General features: G+C 70.0%; 11 protein-coding genes and 1 pseudogene. 8 read left to right on the forward strand and 4 right to left on the reverse strand.

Annotated elements, in window-relative coordinates:
* Window positions 1–95: 95 nt before the first annotated feature.
* From ACGF4F_RS17765 to ACGF4F_RS17775, 3 genes and pseudogenes are all read right to left on the reverse strand, one after another.
* Window positions 96–289 (reverse strand): annotated as a pseudogene (locus tag ACGF4F_RS17765) (pilus assembly protein CpaF); the annotation flags it as partial.
* Window positions 283–405, reverse strand: coding sequence for a hypothetical protein (locus tag ACGF4F_RS17770; protein WP_357434791.1), 123 nt, complete (start codon window positions 403–405; stop codon window positions 283–285). The pseudogene ACGF4F_RS17765 and the gene ACGF4F_RS17770, both read right to left, overlap by 7 nt.
* A gap of 3 nt (window positions 406–408) precedes the next feature.
* On the reverse strand, window positions 409–639 hold the full coding sequence (locus ACGF4F_RS17775) for a hypothetical protein (protein WP_357434757.1): 231 nt from the start codon (window positions 637–639) through the stop codon (window positions 409–411).
* A gap of 600 nt (window positions 640–1239) precedes the next feature.
* On the opposite strand from ACGF4F_RS17775, the gene ACGF4F_RS17780 reads away from it, so the two are divergent.
* Window positions 1240–2046, forward strand: a complete 807-nt coding sequence (locus tag ACGF4F_RS17780; RefSeq protein WP_357434756.1) for an HAD-IB family hydrolase — start codon at window positions 1240–1242, stop codon at window positions 2044–2046.
* A gap of 153 nt (window positions 2047–2199) precedes the next feature.
* Here ACGF4F_RS17780 and ACGF4F_RS17785 read toward each other — a convergent pair whose 3' ends face one another.
* Window positions 2200–2946 (reverse strand): oxidoreductase, encoded by a 747-nt coding sequence (locus ACGF4F_RS17785; RefSeq protein WP_357434755.1) that lies wholly within the window; start codon window positions 2944–2946, stop codon window positions 2200–2202.
* A 344-nt stretch (window positions 2947–3290) separates the two neighbouring features.
* Here ACGF4F_RS17785 and acs point away from each other — a divergent pair, with 344 nt between their 5' ends.
* The 7 genes from acs to ACGF4F_RS17820 all read left to right on the forward strand — a co-directional run bounded on the left by acs (window position 3291) and on the right by ACGF4F_RS17820 (window position 17470).
* Window positions 3291–5279, forward strand: a complete 1989-nt coding sequence (acs, locus tag ACGF4F_RS17790; protein ID WP_357434754.1) for an acetate--CoA ligase — start codon at window positions 3291–3293, stop codon at window positions 5277–5279.
* A 239-nt stretch (window positions 5280–5518) separates the two neighbouring features.
* On the forward strand, window positions 5519–8308 hold the full coding sequence (locus tag ACGF4F_RS17795) for an immune inhibitor A domain-containing protein (protein ID WP_357434753.1): 2790 nt from the start codon (window positions 5519–5521) through the stop codon (window positions 8306–8308).
* Window positions 8309–8563: 255 nt separating this feature from the next.
* Window positions 8564–9481, forward strand: a complete 918-nt coding sequence (locus ACGF4F_RS17800; protein ID WP_393078456.1) for a hypothetical protein — start codon at window positions 8564–8566, stop codon at window positions 9479–9481.
* 177 nt (window positions 9482–9658) lie between these two features.
* Window positions 9659–10975 (forward strand): phosphatase PAP2 family protein, encoded by a 1317-nt coding sequence (locus tag ACGF4F_RS17805; protein ID WP_393078459.1) that lies wholly within the window; start codon window positions 9659–9661, stop codon window positions 10973–10975.
* Between the two features lie 351 nt (window positions 10976–11326).
* The gene (locus ACGF4F_RS17810) at window positions 11327–13633 is read left to right on the forward strand and encodes an immune inhibitor A domain-containing protein (RefSeq protein ID WP_357434750.1); all 2307 of its coding nucleotides are present in this window, start codon (window positions 11327–11329) and stop codon (window positions 13631–13633) included.
* A gap of 276 nt (window positions 13634–13909) precedes the next feature.
* Window positions 13910–16351, forward strand: a complete 2442-nt coding sequence (locus ACGF4F_RS17815) for an immune inhibitor A domain-containing protein (protein WP_357434789.1) — start codon at window positions 13910–13912, stop codon at window positions 16349–16351.
* Window positions 16352–16537: 186 nt separating this feature from the next.
* The gene (locus tag ACGF4F_RS17820) at window positions 16538–17470 is read left to right on the forward strand and encodes an alpha/beta hydrolase (RefSeq protein WP_357434749.1); all 933 of its coding nucleotides are present in this window, start codon (window positions 16538–16540) and stop codon (window positions 17468–17470) included.

Below are 17470 nucleotides of genomic sequence, written 5' to 3' on the forward strand. Positions count from 1 at the left end.
AACCACCAACATCACACCGGACCGGCCCCCACCAGCCCGGCGATGCCCCCTGCACAAGACCCGCCCTGGTCAGGCTCATTTTCCGGTCAGACGCTGACGGATTCCAGCACCCGCCCCTCGGCGGTGCGCCGCACGTTGAGGAGGACCTTGAGCACCGCGGCGACCTGAGCGTGCAGGGCGGCCCGGGGCAGGCCACCGAGCAGCCCGAGCGCCTCCAACCGGGCCGGTACGTCCGTCGGGGAGCTGGCGTCCAGGTCCCGGCGCCGCCGTCGTGGCCGGTGTTCAACGCTCGTCCGGGGTCAGCGCCTCGAACCGCTCCAGTTCGTCGTCGCTGGCAAGCAGGTTGTCCTGCAGCTCGGTGATTCGGCCGTGCTCCTGCCCGATGTCGCGGTACTTCACGAGCACGTCTCACGGGTCGATCCGCCCGGACTCCATTTCCTCGATCAGGTCTTCCAGTTCCTCGCACAGCTCGTCACACCGGCCGATGACGCGCTCGTTGCGCTTGGTGTTCCGCGCCTTCAGCTTCTCGCGGTACTGCTCCCGGTGCTTGGCCTTCAGGTCGGCCTCGGCGTCCTGAATGGCCTGCGTGACCATCCGGCGCAGCTTGGGCGACAGTCCGTCAGTCTCGTCGTAGAACACGTCAGCGATCCCCTGTGGACGGCGAGAGCAGCTGTGGACAGGCCACGCCCGGGCGAGTCGATCTGCTATGGGCGCCGGGAGCAGGGCAATCCGGCCGCCGAAGGCGCGGCGGTCAGCGACGGTGTGAAAGGTGGTCCCGGTGGTCAGCCAGTTCGCCCGGCCGGCACCTGGCTGCACCGGCGGCCGAACGGGGTTCCGCCCGACTCCCGGGCCGACGGTCAACCAGGAAGCCGGCCACCGGACGAGGACGGCCGGTGACCTGCGGTGGAGCAGCGCTCCCAGAATGGGACGACCCCCGTCGGGGGGAGACGGGGGTCGTCGTGAGGTTCGGCTCCGGGGGGGTCGAGCCGAACCGGCTCAGCGGTCACGGGGGGTGCAACCGCCGAGGGCCTTCCAGCCGATGAGACGTGAACTCTCATCGCGAGCACAAGCATGCCGCAGCGGACCGGTATACGTCGAGTGGTGTCTGCTCCACACACCGCTAATCCGCATTCGCAGAGTGTGACGGTCGTCACTCAGGGCAGCGACCTGCGGGCCGGGCTCTCGCCGGCGACCCCGGGGCCACGCTGGCCGTCACCCCTCGGGCTAGACTTTCGCGCCGTGGGCCGAAGCGCCGCTTTCTTCGATCTCGACAAGACCGTCATCGCCAAGTCGAGCGCACTGGCGTTCGGTCGGCCGTTCTACCGGGACGGGCTGATCACCCGGCGTGACGTGGTCAAGTCGGCGTACGCGCAGCTGATGTTCCGGCTGGGCGGCACCGACGAGCAGACCATGGCCCGGACCCGGGATTATCTCGCCACGCTCTGCAAGGGCTGGCAGGTGGAACAGGTCCGCCAGATCGTCGCGGAGACGCTGCACGAGCTGATCAACCCCTACGTGTACGCCGAGGCCGCCGCCCTCATCGAGGAGCACCAGGCCGCCGGGCGGGACGTGGTGCTGGTCTCCGCCTCCGGCGAGGAGATGGTCCGGCCGATCGGCGAGCTGCTCGGGGTCACCGACGTGATCGCCACCCGGATGGCGGTCGAGGACGGCCGCTACAGCGGTGAGGTCGAGTTCTACGCGGCCGGCCCCAGCAAGGTCGACGCGGTCGGCGAGCTGGCCGTCGAGCGCGGCTACGACCTGGCCGACTCGTACGCCTACTCCGACTCGTACAGCGACCGGCCGCTGTTGGAGTGCGTGGGGCACCCGACCGCGGTGAACCCGGACCGGGCCCTGCGGAAGCTGGCGGTGGAGAACTCGTGGCCGGTGCTGGAGTTCCGGCACCCGGTCCCGCTGGGCCGGCGGCTGCGCGAACGTCCCGCCGTGCCGGTCGCCGCGGCGGCCCTCGGCGTCGGCGTCGGGGTGGCCATCGGCATCGCCTGGTACGGCCGGCACCGCCGCACCCGTGCCACCACCCCCACCACCTGACTCCGCCTCCCCACCTCGCGCCCACCGGTTAGACCGCGCACTTACGCGGAAAGTGCGGCCTCCCGGCGTCAGATAGCACCATTCTCGGCGAAAATGCGGGGATGCCGCACCGCGCGGATGCCGCACGGGCGGAGCGCACCGCGCGGGGGCGGGTCAGGAGGCGGCGAGGATTTCGTCGCCGATGACAGCGATCTGGTCCGCGCCGACCTCGACGGCGGTCATGTAGTGGCGGAGCCAGGAGCGCAGCCCGTCCGGGGTGCCGGTGGCGAAGGCGCCGGCCGCGCCGACGTACTCGGGTTCCCGCTCCCGGTGGCCAACGTCGACGGCGACCAGCCCACGCGGGTCGAAACCGTTGGAGATGAGCACCAGCCGGGCGGCGGCCCGGGCCACCACCCCGGACGGGCCGGCGAACGGGCGCAGGTTCAGCAGCTCGCCGTGGACCACGGCGGCCAGCACCAGCGGCGGTACCCGGGTGCCGCCGGCGACCAGCCCGGCCAGCCCGTCGAGGCGCGCCGCGACCACCGGGTCGGACACCGGCCGACCCAGCTCGGACTCGGCCACGACGTCCCGGGCGGCGAGGACGTGCAACCTCGCGAGGGCCTGCCGGGGAGCCTTCGGCCAGAGTTCGCTCAGCCCGGGCAGGGCCCCGGCCACCCGCAGCGCCCCCTGCAGCACCGGGTCGGTGACCGTGCCGGCGCGTACCTCCTCACGGTCGTGCACCCGGCCGTCCAGCGCGGCGCTGGCCACGGCGGAGCGGAGGCTGACCTCGGCGGCGACCTGACCACCGTGGCGGCGCAGCGCGCGGTGCCGGTGCGCCTGGTCGACCCGGTCGCGGGCCTGCTCGACGGCGGGCGCGATGTCGGCGAGCGCGAGCAGCGGGGCGAGCGGATCGGTGGTCACCCCGCCACGCTATCCACCCCGCCACCCTGGCTGGGCACCCGCCCGCCCGGACGGCGGTCCGGCCGCCGTGATCGACACCGGTTGCGGTGGCCCGCGCCCTTAGCTGCCCATGACCCGCCCACATGCCGCAATCCCGCGCCCGCCATGCCGAGCCCCGCCGGTCCAGGCCCGCCCCCGCCGCACCGGGCCCGCGCCGCACGAGACGGGCAGGACCGAGCGCGCCACCCGGCGCGCGCCGAGGGCCGCTGGGCGCGCGGGGTCGGACCAGGCTGTCGCGGGGCGGGCACCGCGCGACTAACCTCAGCGGCGTACGAGACGCAGGTCACGCGACGAAGGAGCACCGCATGAGCGAGGCACTGGCCAACTTGCTGAACGAGACGCGGCAGTTCCCGCCGCCGGCCGAACTCGCCGCGAACGCCAACGTCAAGGCCGACGCGTACGCCGAGGCCGAGGGCGACCGACTCGGGTTCTGGGAGCGCCAGGCCGGCCGGTTGACCTGGGCGAAGCAGTGGGACCAGGTGCTCGACTGGTCGAACGCGCCGTTCGCGAAGTGGTTCGTGGGCGGCCAGCTCAACGTGGCGTACAACTGCCTGGACCGGCACGTCGAGGCCGGCCGGGGCGACAAGGTGGCGATCCACTGGGAGGGCGAGCCGGGTGACACCCGCACCCTCACCTACGCCGACCTGCACCAGCTGACCTGCCAGGCGGCCAACGCGCTGACCGACCTGGGGGTCACCGCCGGCGACCGGGTGGCGATCTACCTGCCGATGATCCCGGAGGCGGCGGCCGCCATGCTGGCCTGCGCCCGGATCGGTGCCACGCACAGCGTGGTCTTCGGTGGCTTCTCCGCGGACGCGTTGACCAACCGGATCCAGGACGCCAGCGCCAAGGTCGTGATCACCGCCGACGGCGGCTACCGGCGGGGCAAGCCGTCGGCGCTGAAGCCGACCGTCGACGAGGCGGTGGCGAAGTGCCCCTCGGTGGAGCACGTGCTGGTGGTCCGCCGCACCGGCGAGGACGTCGCCTGGTCGGAGAAGGACCACTGGTGGCACGAGACGGTGGAGACCGCCTCGCCGGAGCACGTCGCGCAGCCGTTCGACGCCGAGCACCCGCTCTTCATCCTCTACACCAGCGGCACCACCGCCCGGCCGAAGGGCATCCTGCACACCACCGGCGGCTACCTGACCCAGACGTCGTACACCACCCACGCGGTGTTCGACGTCAAGCCGGAGACCGACGTCTACTGGTGCACCGCCGACATCGGCTGGGTGACCGGCCACTCCTACATCGTCTACGGCCCGCTCTCCAACGGCGCCACCCAGGTGATGTACGAGGGCACCCCGGACACCCCGCACAAGGGCCGGTTCTGGGAGATCGTCGACAAGTACAAGGTCACCATCCTGTACACCGCGCCGACCCTGATCCGCACCATGATGAAGTGGGGCGAGGACATCCCGGCCGGCTACGACCTGTCCTCGCTGCGGCTGCTCGGCAGCGTCGGCGAGCCGATCAACCCGGAGGCGTGGATCTGGTACCGCCAGCACATCGGCCGGGGTCAGCTGCCGGTCGTCGACACCTGGTGGCAGACCGAGACCGGCTCGATCATGATCTCGCCACTGCCGGGCGTCACCGAGGCCAAGCCGGGCTCGGCGATGACCGCGCTGCCCGGCATCGTCGCCGACGTGGTGGACGACCAGGGCCAGTCGGTGCCGAACGGCGGCGGTGGCTACCTGGTGCTCACCGAGCCGTGGCCGTCGATGCTGCGCACCATCTGGGGCGACGACAACCGGTTCATCGAGACCTACTGGTCGCGGTTCGGGGCCGGCGCCAACGCCGGCGACGAGTGGGTCTACTTCGCCGGTGACGGGGCGAAGAAGGACGACGACGGGCACATCTGGCTGCTCGGCCGGGTCGACGACGTGATGCTGGTGTCCGGACACAACATCTCCACCACCGAGGTGGAGTCTGCGCTGGTCAGCCACCCGTCGGTGGCCGAGGCGGCGGTGGTCGGCGCGACCGACCCGACCACCGGCCAGGCGATCGTCGCGTTCGCCATCCCGCGGGGCACCGCGGAGACCTCGGGCGAGGCCGGCGAGCAGCTCATCGCCGAGCTGCGCAACCACGTGGCGAAGACGCTCGGCCCGATCGCCAAGCCGCGGCAGATCATGCTGGTGCCCGAGCTGCCGAAGACCCGCTCCGGCAAGATCATGCGCCGGCTGCTGCGGGACGTCGCAGAGCGCCGCTCGCTCGGCGACGTGACGACGCTGCAGGACTCCTCGGTGATGGAGCTGATCGCCTCGGGCATGGGTGGCGGCAAGTCCGACGAGGACTGACGGCTGGCGTACCCCGAGATGGGTGACGGTCCGCACGGACCGTCACCCATCATCATTTTCGTGGCGTACGGATCAGCGGTTCGGTGGAGGCATGGCGGGCTGAACGGGTAGAGCGGCAACTCGACCTCTGTCGGTGGGGGTGCCTTCTCCTTTAGGTTCAGCCACATTGGACCGGTTCGACGGGCATCACTGCCGGGCACCGGCCGATTTCTTGTCCCATGCCCCACGAATGGAGCGGAATGAGTACCTCTCCGCAATCCGGGTCACGCCGGCGCATACTCGTCGCGCTGCCCGCCATCGCCCTCGCCGCAGCGTCACTGACCGTGACGGGCAGCGCGGCCGCCCAGACGGCCGGTCCGGCTCCGGCCACGATCGGGGCGGACGAGTTTTACATCAACTACGCCGAGCCCGAGGTGCAGCCGGACACCGGCGGCAAGGAGGTCAAGGGCAAGGACGGCATCTATACCTCGCCCGGGGACGACGCCAAGGCCTACGACCGGAAGTTCGCCGGGGGTAACCCGGTGACCGCGCGGGAGTTGGCCAAGCTGGAGGCCAAGGCGATCAAGACGGGCAAGAGCCCGCGCCAGATCAAGCAGGCCAAGAGCACCCAGACGGCCAAGCTGCTGACCCTGCTGGTGGAGTTCAACGACCAGGCCAACGACGACTTCACCAACGTCATGGTCCCCAGGACGGTCTTCGACGACCGGACCTGCGTCCCCGGCACCGTCCAGAACGGCCCGACGCACAACAAGATCGCCGACCCGGCCACCCTGCCCCACAAGGACAACAACTCGATGTGGGTGCCGGACTTCTCGCCGGCGCACTACGACAAGATGCTCTACACCAAGGAGGGCATCACCGAGCGGGTCCGTAAGGACCTGACCGGGCCGGACGGCAAGCCGGGCATCAGCCTGGCCGGCCGGACCATGCACAACATGTACCTGGAGATGTCCAAGGGCGCGTACACGGTCGACGGGCAGGCCAGCCCGTGGATCACAGTGCCGCACTCGGAGGCCTGGTACGCCGCCTCCCGCTGCAGCCGGGACGCGAACGGCAACTGGGTCGCCGGACGGCAGCAGTCGATGAACGGCCACCCGGACAACCCGCTGGGCGCCGGACGGCTCGCCACGGACGCGATCGACGCGCTGGCCAAGATGGACCCGAACTTCCCCTGGGCCGACTACGACATCGAGGACCAGGGCGACCGGGACGGGGACGGCAACTACAACGAGCCGGACGGCGTCATCGACCACCTGGTGCTGGTGCACGCCGGCAAGGGCAAGTCCAGCGGCGGCGGCGACCAGGGCGTCTACGCGGTCTGGGCGCACTCCTCGGCGGTGGCCGGTGGCTACACCGTCCCCGGCACCAACCTGAAGGTGTCGAACTACATCGTGCAGCCGGAGGACGCCGGCCTCGGCGTCTTCGCCCACGAGTTCGGGCACGACCTCGGCCTGCCGGACCTCTACGACACCTCGGGCAACAACAGCGACTCGGACGTCGACTTCTGGGACCTGATGTCCTCGGGATCGCACTCCGGGGAGATCTTCCAGGCGCTGCCCACCCACATGGGCATCTGGGACAAGTGGGTGCTCGGCTGGGCCGACCCGCTGAACGTCAACCCGGGTGACGACCCACGCGCGGTGCAGCTCGGGCAGACCTCGCGCACCCCGGTGGGTACCAAGGACGGCATCAAGATCAACCTGCCGGACAAGGTGATCACCCTGGCCGATCCGCACAGCGGCGCCAACATGTGGTACAGCGGTGCCGACCAGGACTGGGCCGACGTCAAGCTGAGCCGCACGGTGACCGTCCCGAACGCCGCCGACGCGAAGTTCTGGATGTGGAACAACTACGTCATCGAGGCCGACTGGGACATGGGCTTCGTCGAGGTCTCCACCGACGGCGGCGCCACCTGGACCGAGCAGAAGGTCTACGACGCCGCCGGCAAGCTGGTCACGACCAACGACGGCTACGGCGACCCCAACGGGCGGATGGCCGACTACGGCAACAAGAAGTACGGCCTGACCGGTGACACCCACGGCTGGCGGCACGACTACGTCGACCTGTCGGCGTACGCCGGAAAGACGGTGCAACTGCGGCTGCGCTACTGCACGGACGCGGCGTTCGTGGAGCGCGGCTGGTTCGCCGACGACTTCTCGGTCACCGGCGGCGGGGCCACCACCTGGAGCGACGACGCCGAGAACGGCGCCAACGGCTGGACCCTCACCGGTGGCACCTTCACCGACACCACTGGGGCGGGCTGGCACCTCGACGCCGGCTCCCAGGTCAAGTCGCAGTACTACCTGGCCGAGTGGCGCAACTTCGACGGCTTCGACGCCGGCCTGAAGTACGCCTACGACACGGTCTACTCGCGCGAGGCGTGGAAGGTCGACAAGGTCGCGTACAACGCGCCGGGGATGCTGGTCTGGTACCGGGACACCGTGCTCGGCAACGTCAACCACGTCACCGCACAGCTGACCTCCCTGCCGAGCTACGGCGCCAAGGGCGGCCTGCTGATCGTCGACTCGCACAACGAGCCGCTGCGCCGGCAGGGTGAGGCGGCCGTCAAGGACCCGTCGTTGCTGGACAACCTGCCCAGCCGCCCGCAGTCCTCGAACGCGGCCTTCTCCCTGAACCCGACGTACCCGTTCAAGGAGTGCCTGGAGGCGGCGGACGAGCCGTACAGCGAGTACTGCACCGACTTCGCTGCCCAGGCTCCGGTGTCGGCCTTCACCGACGCCAAGGGCTGGTACCCGGGCATCGAGGTCCGCGACGGGCGGCTCTACGCTCGGGACAGCGACGCCTCCGTCGTCATCCCGTCGCGCGGCGGCGCGCCGTACACCACCCGGGTGACCAACCCGGATGGCAGCCCGGCGACGGGGCTGTACGGCACCGACCTCGGATTCACCGTGCTCGGCACCGGCAACCCCGGTGACGCGGGCGTCGCGTACGGCGTCTCGATCACCATCAAGCGGGCCGCCCAGGACAACTCGTACGCCACGGTGTTCGTGACCCCGGCGAAGAACTGAACCGACCCGGCGAACACCACGAGGGCCCGTCGGGAGCTGTTGCTCCCGGCGGGCCCTCGCCCTGTCCCGGCGGCCCGGATGGGCCATCCAGCGGAACGGTGCGTCTCATATTGACATCCGCCGAACTCCGCTGTGACCATCTGAGTGCTGTCGTCACAGTGCTGTACCGGAGACGTACGGAGCGTCACGCCGACCGGGCACCGGCTGCGGCAGCGCGACGCCGCCACCGGCGGCCGCGGGGGACGGGGGACGAGGATGTTTGCTGGGCTGCTCTCCGATGATGCGCGACAGCTGTACGAGGCTCTGCTGGCGGACGCCTCGGCACCGTTCGTCCCCCCGGAGGCACCGGAGACACCCGCGCTCGCCGAACTGCTCCGGCACGCACTGGTGTTCCAGACCCCGGCCGGGAGCCTGCGCGCGGTGTCGCCGGCCGCGGCACTGCGTCGCCTGTTGTTGGCCCGGCAGCGGGAGCTGGCCGACGCGAACCGGGAGCTGGCCGACCGGTACGCCGAGCTGGAGCGGTTGGAACGAGAGCCGCCCCGGGCCGCCTGGGGCACCGGCACCCAGCTGGAACTGCTGAGCGGCAGCGACGAGATCGCCGCCCGGCTCCACGAACTGGTAACCACGGCCCGGCACCACTGCCACCACCTGCGCACCAACCGGCGGGGCGAAGATCCGTACGGCTGGCCCGCGCCGGCACCGGAGGCCGGCGTCCGGTTTCGGGCAATCCGCACTCCCGAGACAGTGGCGCAGTCGACCGGGCCGGCGGCCGGGCACGACCGGGCGGGCAGCATCCGCCTCCTGCCCGGGCTACCGGTGCAACTGACCATCGCGGATCGGGTGGCGCTCGTCGGCATCCCATCGACGGATGGTGGCGCGCTGCTGGTCCGGGTCCCGGCCCTCGTCGACGCGCTGCTGGACTGGTTCGAGCTGTTGTGGCGGCGGGCGGTGCCACTGGACCCTCCGGCGTCCGCGGCTGCCGGTGGCCCCAGCAGCGCGCAGCTCCAGGTGCTCCGGCTCGCCGCCGCCGGTTTCAAGGACGAGGCCATCGCGCGCAGCCTCGGCCGAAGCACCCGCTGGGTTCGACGTCAGATGGAATCGCTGGAGGAACGGCTGGGGGCCACCAACCGCCTCACCCTCGGCATCGCGGCAGCCCGGAGCGGACTGGTCTGACCACTGCCGCAGTTTGCACAGTGCAGCTTGCGGCCAGGCTGGCCGCTTTGCCCTCCCGGCCCGGCCGCCCGGCCGCCACAGTGGAGCCACTTCGGCCCGGGGCACCGCCTCGACGCCGGAGCAGGGAGCGACCGACATGGGAGGGCCGGGTTGAAGACGCTGTCCAGAATTCGGAAATTGGGGATCGCCGCGCTCGCTGCGCTCACGCTGACCGTCCCGGTGGCCGCCGCGCCGGCTCCGGCGGTCGCGGCGCCCACCAGCTTCGACCACATCCTCTTCTGGAACGACGTGCTGCTGAAGGCGTACCGGCAGACGGGGGGCCCGCCGACCGGGCTGTCCCGGGCTGGCGCGATGCTGCACATCGCGCTCTTCGACACCTATACCGCGCTCAGCCCGATCGGTACGCCGTATCTCGGCGGCAACGTGAACCGGGAGCCGGGGGCAAGCTATGACCTCAAGGCCAACCTGGACGTCGCCGCCTACAACCTGTTGCAGCTGGAGCTCTTCCCGAGCCTGGACTTCTCGGCGGACTACCAGCGGGCGCGGCTGGACGTGCCGCTCGGCGAGCCCGGTCCGGGCGGCTGGAGCACCAGCGTCGCCGAGTCGGTGGTCGACCAGATGCGGGCGAACCGGACGAACGACGGGTCGACCAGCAACACCCCCTACACCCCGGACCCGGTACCGGGCCAGTGGCGGCCGACCGACGGGGTCGACGCCGCCTCGCCGAACTGGGGTCTGGTGAAGCCGTTCGGGCTCACCTCCGGCTCGCAGTTCCGTCCGGGGCCGCCCGGCGGCTACAGCACCCCGGCCAGCCTGCTGGCCAGTCCGGAATACGCGGCGCAGGTGAACGAGGTGCAGTCCCTGGGCGCGGCGAACTCGACCGCTCGCACGGCAGAGCAGACCACCATCGCCTACTTCTGGGCCAACGACCTGGACGGCACGTACAAGCCGCCGGGCCAGTTGTTCAAGCTGACCCAGACCGTCGCCAAGCAGCGTGGCCTGAGCCAGGGCGCCAACGCGAAGCTCTTCGCCCTGGTCGGCATGGCGATGGCGGACGCCGCAATCACCGCCTGGGACGCGAAGTACCAGACCGCCATCGACCTGTGGCGGCCGGTCACCGCGATCCGCGAGGCCGGCACGGACGGCAACGCGGCGACGACTGCGGACCCGAACTGGCAACCGCTCTCCAACAACGCCGGGGTGCCCTTCTCGCCGAACTTCCCGGCGTACGTCTCCGGCCACGCCACCTTCGGCGGGGCGTGGGCCGGCATCATGAAGCGCTACTTCGGCACCGACAATGTCACCTACACCGCGACGACCGAGGACCCGCACGCCGTGGGCGTCACCCGCACCTTCAGCACCTTCACCGCCGCTGCAGTGGAGAACGCCCGCAGCCGGATCTACCTCGGCGTCCACTACCAGTGGGACGGGGACAACGGCGTGGCGGCCGGTGACGCGGTCGCCGGCCACGTGTACGCCAACTATCTACGCTAACCCGACACGGGCGGGGCCCGTCCGGAGCAGTTGCTCCGGACGGGCCCCGCCCTCGTTACACGGGGGCAGATTCTTCCAGCCGCCGCGTGACATTTCGGCGGATGCCAGCGCTCCTTCTCGGGGATCTCATAATCACGCTCACGCAGCCGTGATCGTGGCCAAAACGCAATGCGAATCACAGTCAGATCCTTGCACCTTTTGATCCGGATTTGCCCGAGAAAGATGGGCACCCGCACCGGTGATTGACCCGTGACAACGATCCGGACCTCTGCCAAGGTGGTGACGCACTACATGACAGTGATGGCTTTGGCTGCCCCTGTCATGTAACAGATCCACAAAGGAGGAGGACCTTTGAGGAGACGAGTCACAGCAGGCCTGGCCTCGGCCGCGGCCGCGCTGCTGGCAGCCGGTGTCGTCACGGCGCCGGCGTCCGCCGCCCCGGCGGCGGAGCCCACCCCCGGCGCCGAGAAGGTGAAGCAGGGCAAGGACAACCTCCCGGATCCGAAGGCGGATCAGCACCGGGAGGTCCGGAAGCAGGCCATCGCCGACCTGCTGACGGGCAAGGCCAAGCTTCAGACGCGCAACGGCTCGAAGGTCATCCAGGTAAAGGACGACCTGTTCGTCGAGTACCAGCAGGCGCCGAAGGTCGACCCCATCTTCACGATGCTGGTCAACTTCGGCGACAAGACCGACCCGCGTACCGGGGGCACCCCCGGCCCGGTGGTCAACCAGATCCCCGAGCCGGACCGCAAGTGGGACGGCAGCTCGACCGACAACAACAGCACCCTGTGGCGCCCGGACTTCCACCGGGAGCACTACACGGACATGTTCTACGGTTCGGGCGAGTCGATGCGGGACTTCTACCTGCAGCAGTCCGGCGGTCGGTACACGGTCGGCGGCGACGTCAGCGACTGGATCTCCGTGCCCTACAACGAGGCGCGGTACGGCAGCAACAAGATCTCCGACGCCGACGGCTCCTGGAACTTCGTCAAGGACAGCGCCACGTCCTGGTATGACGCCCAGGTCAAGGCCGGCAAGACGCCGCAGCAGATCAAGGACTACCTGGCCCAGTTCGACGTCTGGGACCGGTACGACTACGACGGCGACGGCAACTTCAACGAGCCCGACGGCTACATCGACCACTTCCAGGCGGTGCACGCCGGCGAGGGCGAGGAGGCCGGCGGCGGCGCCCAGGGCGAGGACGCCATCTGGTCGCACCGCTGGGCCGCGTTCCCCAACCTCGAGGGCAAGGCCGGCCCGGCCGGCAACCTGGCCGGTGGTGTCCAGATCGGTAACTCCGGCTTCTGGATCCGGGACTACACCACGGAGCCGGAGAACGGCGGCCTGGGCGTGTTCGCCCACGAGTACGGCCACGACCTCGGCCTGCCGGACCTTTACGACACCGCGGGCGGCGACAACGGCGTCGGCTTCTGGAGCCTGATGGCGTCGGGTTCGTGGCTGAGCCACGGCACCGACGACATCGGTTCGACCCCGGGCTACATGGACCCGTGGTCGAAGCTCTTCCTGGGCTGGCTGAACCACTCGGTGGTCGACCAGAAGAGCGGCACCACCCAGGTGACGCTCGGGCCGGCGGGCGACAGCGACGGGCCGAAGGCCCAGGCAGTCGTCGTCAACCTGCCCTCGCAGACCCAGACCACGAACTACAACACGCCGTTCGGCGGGTCGTACGAGTGGTGGGGCGGCAGCGCGGACGACCTGAACACCACGCTGACCCGCACCCTGGACCTGACTGGCTCGACCTCCGCGTCGATCACCGCGAAGGCCCAGTGGGACATCGAGGAGGACTACGACTTCCTCTACGCCGAGGTGTCCACCGACGGTGGCGCCACCTGGCACGCGCTGAGCAACTCGCTCATCGACCCGGGTGAGACCGGGGTCGACGGCTCCACCAGCGGCGCGTGGGTCGACCTGACCTACGACCTGTCGGCGTACGCCGGCAAGACCGTGACGTTCCGCTACCGCTACGCCACCGACGGCGGCGTGCACCTGGCGGGTCCGTTCCTGGACAACGTCGCGCTGACCAAGAACGGCACCGTCGCGTGGACCGACGACGCGGAGACGCTGGCCGCCGAATGGACCGCGAAGGGCTGGACCCGGATGGGCGGCTCGGTCACCGACACCTTCCCCCGCTTCTACATCGCCGAGAACCGGACCTACTTCGGTTACGACGACGCGCTGCGGACCGGTGGGTACAACTTCGGCTGGGGCAACACCCGGCCGGACTTCGTCGAGCGGTTCTCGAACCACCCCGGCATGCTGGTGTGGTACGTGAACTACGCGTACGGCGACAACAACACGTCGCAGCACCCGGGCTACGGCCTCAACCTCCCGGTCGACGTCCGTCCGCAGAAGATCAACATCGGCGGCCAGGGCACGATCACCAACCGGCGCGGTGGCTACGACGCGACGTTCAGCCTGTACGCCAAGCCGGCCCAGACCTTCCACAAGAACGGCGTGGCGGTCACGGTCCCGGCGCTCGACCCGAACCCGATCTTCGACGACAGCGGCATCGGGACGTACTGGAACTCGGGCAACGCGTGGAACTCGGTGAAGATGGCCGGCACCGGCACCAAGATCGAGATCCTGCAGCAGGGCACCGCCCCGACCAGCGACATGGTCGTCAAGGTCACCAACTGATCGGGTAGCACCAACGGAGGGGCCGGTGGCGGCGACGCCACCGGCCCCTTTCGCGTACCCGGACGGTCGCCCTGCTCGATCCATCCGATCGACCGATGCGGATGTGACGGTGAAGAGCCATCCCGTCAAGAAGTTGCCACAAATCGACGTGCTTGTCTTCCCACCCGTCACGGGAATGTCTATCTTCACCAATGGTCCCACTAGTGGGACGCCTCACCGGCCCGACCCCGTGGGCCGGTTCCCTCACACCGGAGGTACCACGTGCGCAAAGTCGCAGTGGGTCTGCTCGGGCTTTCGCTGACAGCGACGGGACTGGTGGCGGGCACGGCCGCCAGCGCCGCGCCGCAGCCGAAGTTGCCGGCCACCGCTCCGTCGGTGGCCGAGCCCGCGCAGGCTGAGCATGATCTGCCGGACAAGTTCGAAGAGAAGCGCCGCGCGCTTCGTCAGGAGGGTCTCAGCGAGGTCCTGTCCGGCAAGGCCACGCCGCAGAAGATCAACGGCAGCACCGTCGTCAAGGTCGGCGAGACCGCCGGCGGCGCGGCGACGGCGGCCGGCGCCCGGGCCGCAGCCCCGGGCAAGGGCGGCAAGAAGAACCAGTACGTCGAGTTGGCCCGGGAGCGGACCGACAAGATCTTCGTGATCCTGGCCGAGTTCGGCGACGAGCGGGACCCGGCCTACCCGGACAAGGACATGAACCCGGACATCCCGGGTCCGACCCGGTTCGACGGGCCGCGGCACAACGAGATCCCGGCACCGAACCGCGCGGTCGACAACTCCACCGTCTGGCAGGCCAACTACAGCCCGGAGCACTTCCGCCAGCTGTACTTCGGCACGAAGCCGGGCGACGAGTCGCTCAAGCAGTACTACGAGGCCCAGTCGTCCGGGCGGTACACCGTGGACGGCATGGTCACCGACTGGGTGAAGGTCAAGTACAACGCCGCGCGGTACGGCCGCTCGGACGACCCGATCGCGGACGACGACGTCGACAACCCGGCCAACGACCCGGCGGTCTGCGACAGCAACGTCTGCCAGAACACCTGGGACCTGATCCGGGACGCCGCCAACCAGTGGGTCGCCGACCAGAAGGCCAAGGGGCGCACCGACGCCCAGATCAAGACCGACATGCAGTCGTTCGACCAGTGGGACCGGTACGACTACGACGGCGACGGCAACTTCAACGAGCCGGACGGCTACATCGACCACTTTCAGATCGTCCACTCGGGCGGCGACCAGGCGGACGGCGACCCGCACCAGGGCGAGGACGCGATCTGGAGCCACCGCTGGGCGGCGTACAACACCTCGCAGACCGGTCCGGCGAACTTCCCGATCGGCGGCACCGAGATCGGCGACACCGGCGTCTGGATCCGTGACTACACCATTCAACCGGAGAACGGTGGCCGCAGCGTCTTCTACCACGAGTACGGCCACGACCTCGGCCTGCCGGACGACTACAACGTCCTGAGCGGCGGCGACAACAACAACGAGCACTGGACCCTGATGGCCCAGAGCCGGCTCGGCGACAAGAACGACCGCGGCATCGGCGAGCGCGGTGGCGACCTGGGCGCGTGGAACAAGCTCCAGCTCGGTTGGCTCGACTACGAGGTGGTCAAGGCCGGCCAGAAGCGCACCCTGGAACTCGGGCCGCAGGAGTACAACTCCAAGAAGCCCCAGGCCGCGGTCGTGGTGCTTCCGCCACGGACGTACACCTTCAACAACGGCAAGCCGTTCGAGGGCGCCAAGCAGTACTTCTCGGGTAACGACGACGACCTGGACAACACCATGACCAGGACGATCGACCTCACCGGGAAGTCGACGGCCGCCCTGTCGATGAAGGGCCGCTACTCCATCGAGTCCGGCTTCGACTACCTCTTCTTCGAGGCGTCGACCGACGGCGGCAAGACCTGGTCGGCGCTGCCCGGCACGGTCAACGGCAAGGCACTCCCGCCCGTCTCGGGCAGCGACCCCCGTCCTGCCCTCAGCGGCAGCAGCGGCGGCAAGTGGGTGGACGTCAACATCCCGCTGGACGCGGCGGCCGGCAAGGTGGCCCAGTTCCGGTTCCACTACGTCACGGACGGCGGGCTCTCCGCGGGCGGCTTCTTCGGTGACGCGATCACCGTGACCGCCGGCGGGCAGACCCTGCTCAGCGACGGTGCCGAGAACGGCGCCGGGGACTGGGCGCTCAAGGGCTGGAGCATCGCCGAGGAGACCTACACCCGGGACTTCGCCAACTACTACATCGCCGGCAACCGGTCGTACGTCTCGTACGACAAGTACCTGAAGACCGGCCCGTACTACTTCGGCTACCTGAACAGCCGGCCCGACTGGGTGGACCACTACGCGTACCAGCAGGGTCTGCTGATCTCCTACTGGAACCTCCGCTGGGCCGACAACGACACCTTCGCCCACCCGGGCGAGGGTCGGAACATGATCATCGACGCGCACCCGCGGCCGATCTACAACCTGACCGGCAACCCCTGGCGGGCCCGGGTCCAGGTCTACGACGCGCCGTTCAGCCTCAAGCAGGCGGACTCGTTCACGCTGCACATCAACAGCCAGCCGCAGTACATCCGTGGCCAGGACGCGCAGCCGCTGTTCGACGACACCAAGCAGTACTGGTTCCCGGAGCTGCCGAACCACGGCGTCAAGCTCCCGGCCACCGGCACCAAGATCAAGGTTCTGAAGCAGAACGGCACCTCGATGAAGGTCCAGTTCTCCTGAGCCGCTGATCACCGCACGACGCGATGCCCGGGCAGGCCACCTGCCCGGGCATCGCCGTTCCGGCCTGGCCCGTCGCCGCAGGGCGCCGGCAGCGACGCAGGTCGCCCCGGAACGGCGGCAGCCGTGCGGAGCGCCGGCCCGACGGCGCGCGGCGGCCGCACGCGCGCAGCGCCTACGCTGGGGCACATGACCGACCAGCGCGGCGGACCTGTCGACGAGTCCTGCGTCCTCCCCGACGGGCCGTGGGCGCACCGGTTCGTCGGCGCCAACGGCAGCCGCTTCCACGTCGTCGAGGCCGGCACCGGCCCGATGGTGCTCTTCCTGCACGGGTTCCCCGAGTACTGGTACGCCTGGAAGGACCTGCTGCCGGCGGTCGCGGACGCGGGGTTCCGGGCCGTCGCGGTCGACCTGCGCGGGTACGGCGCGAGCGACAAGCCACCGCGGGGGTACGACGGCTACACCCTCGCCGCCGACGTCGCCGGGCTGATCCGGGCGCTCGGCGAGCGCTCGGCGACCCTGGTCGGCTCCGGGGCCGGCGGCCTCATCGGGTGGACCGCCGCCTCGTTCCACCCCAGCCTGGTCCGGCGACTGGTGGTGCTCGGGGCGCCGCACCCGCTCCGGCTGCGGGCCGCCATCTTCGCGGACCCGCGCGGCCAGTTCGCCGCCTCCACGCCCACGCTGAAGTTCCAGCTACCCCGCTACGAGCACGTGCTGACCCGGGACGACGCCGCCGAGGTGGAGGCGATCCTGCGTCGCTGGGGCGGACCCCGCTGGGTCGAAGGCCCGGACTTCGCGGCGTACGCCCGGTGCTGCCGGGAGGCGATGCAGATCCCACAGGCCGCCTTCTGCGCCATGGAGGGCTACCGGTGGGCGTTCCGTTCGGTGCTGCGGCTGCACGGCTACCGGTTCGTCAAGCTGATGCAGAAACCGCTGGTCACGCCGACCCTGCAGCTGCACGGCGCGCTGGACCAGGCGTCCCTGCCGCGGACCGCCCAGGGTTCCGGCCGCTACGTCATCGCGCCGTACGAGTGGCGGCTGCTCGACGGGGTCGGCCACTTCCCGCACGTGGAGGCCCACGACGTGGTGCTCGGCGAGATCCTGCGCTGGGCGAAATCCTGA

It is taken from the genome of Micromonospora sp. NPDC047740, assembly GCF_043204735.1.
Classification (GTDB): domain Bacteria; phylum Actinomycetota; class Actinomycetes; order Mycobacteriales; family Micromonosporaceae; genus Micromonospora.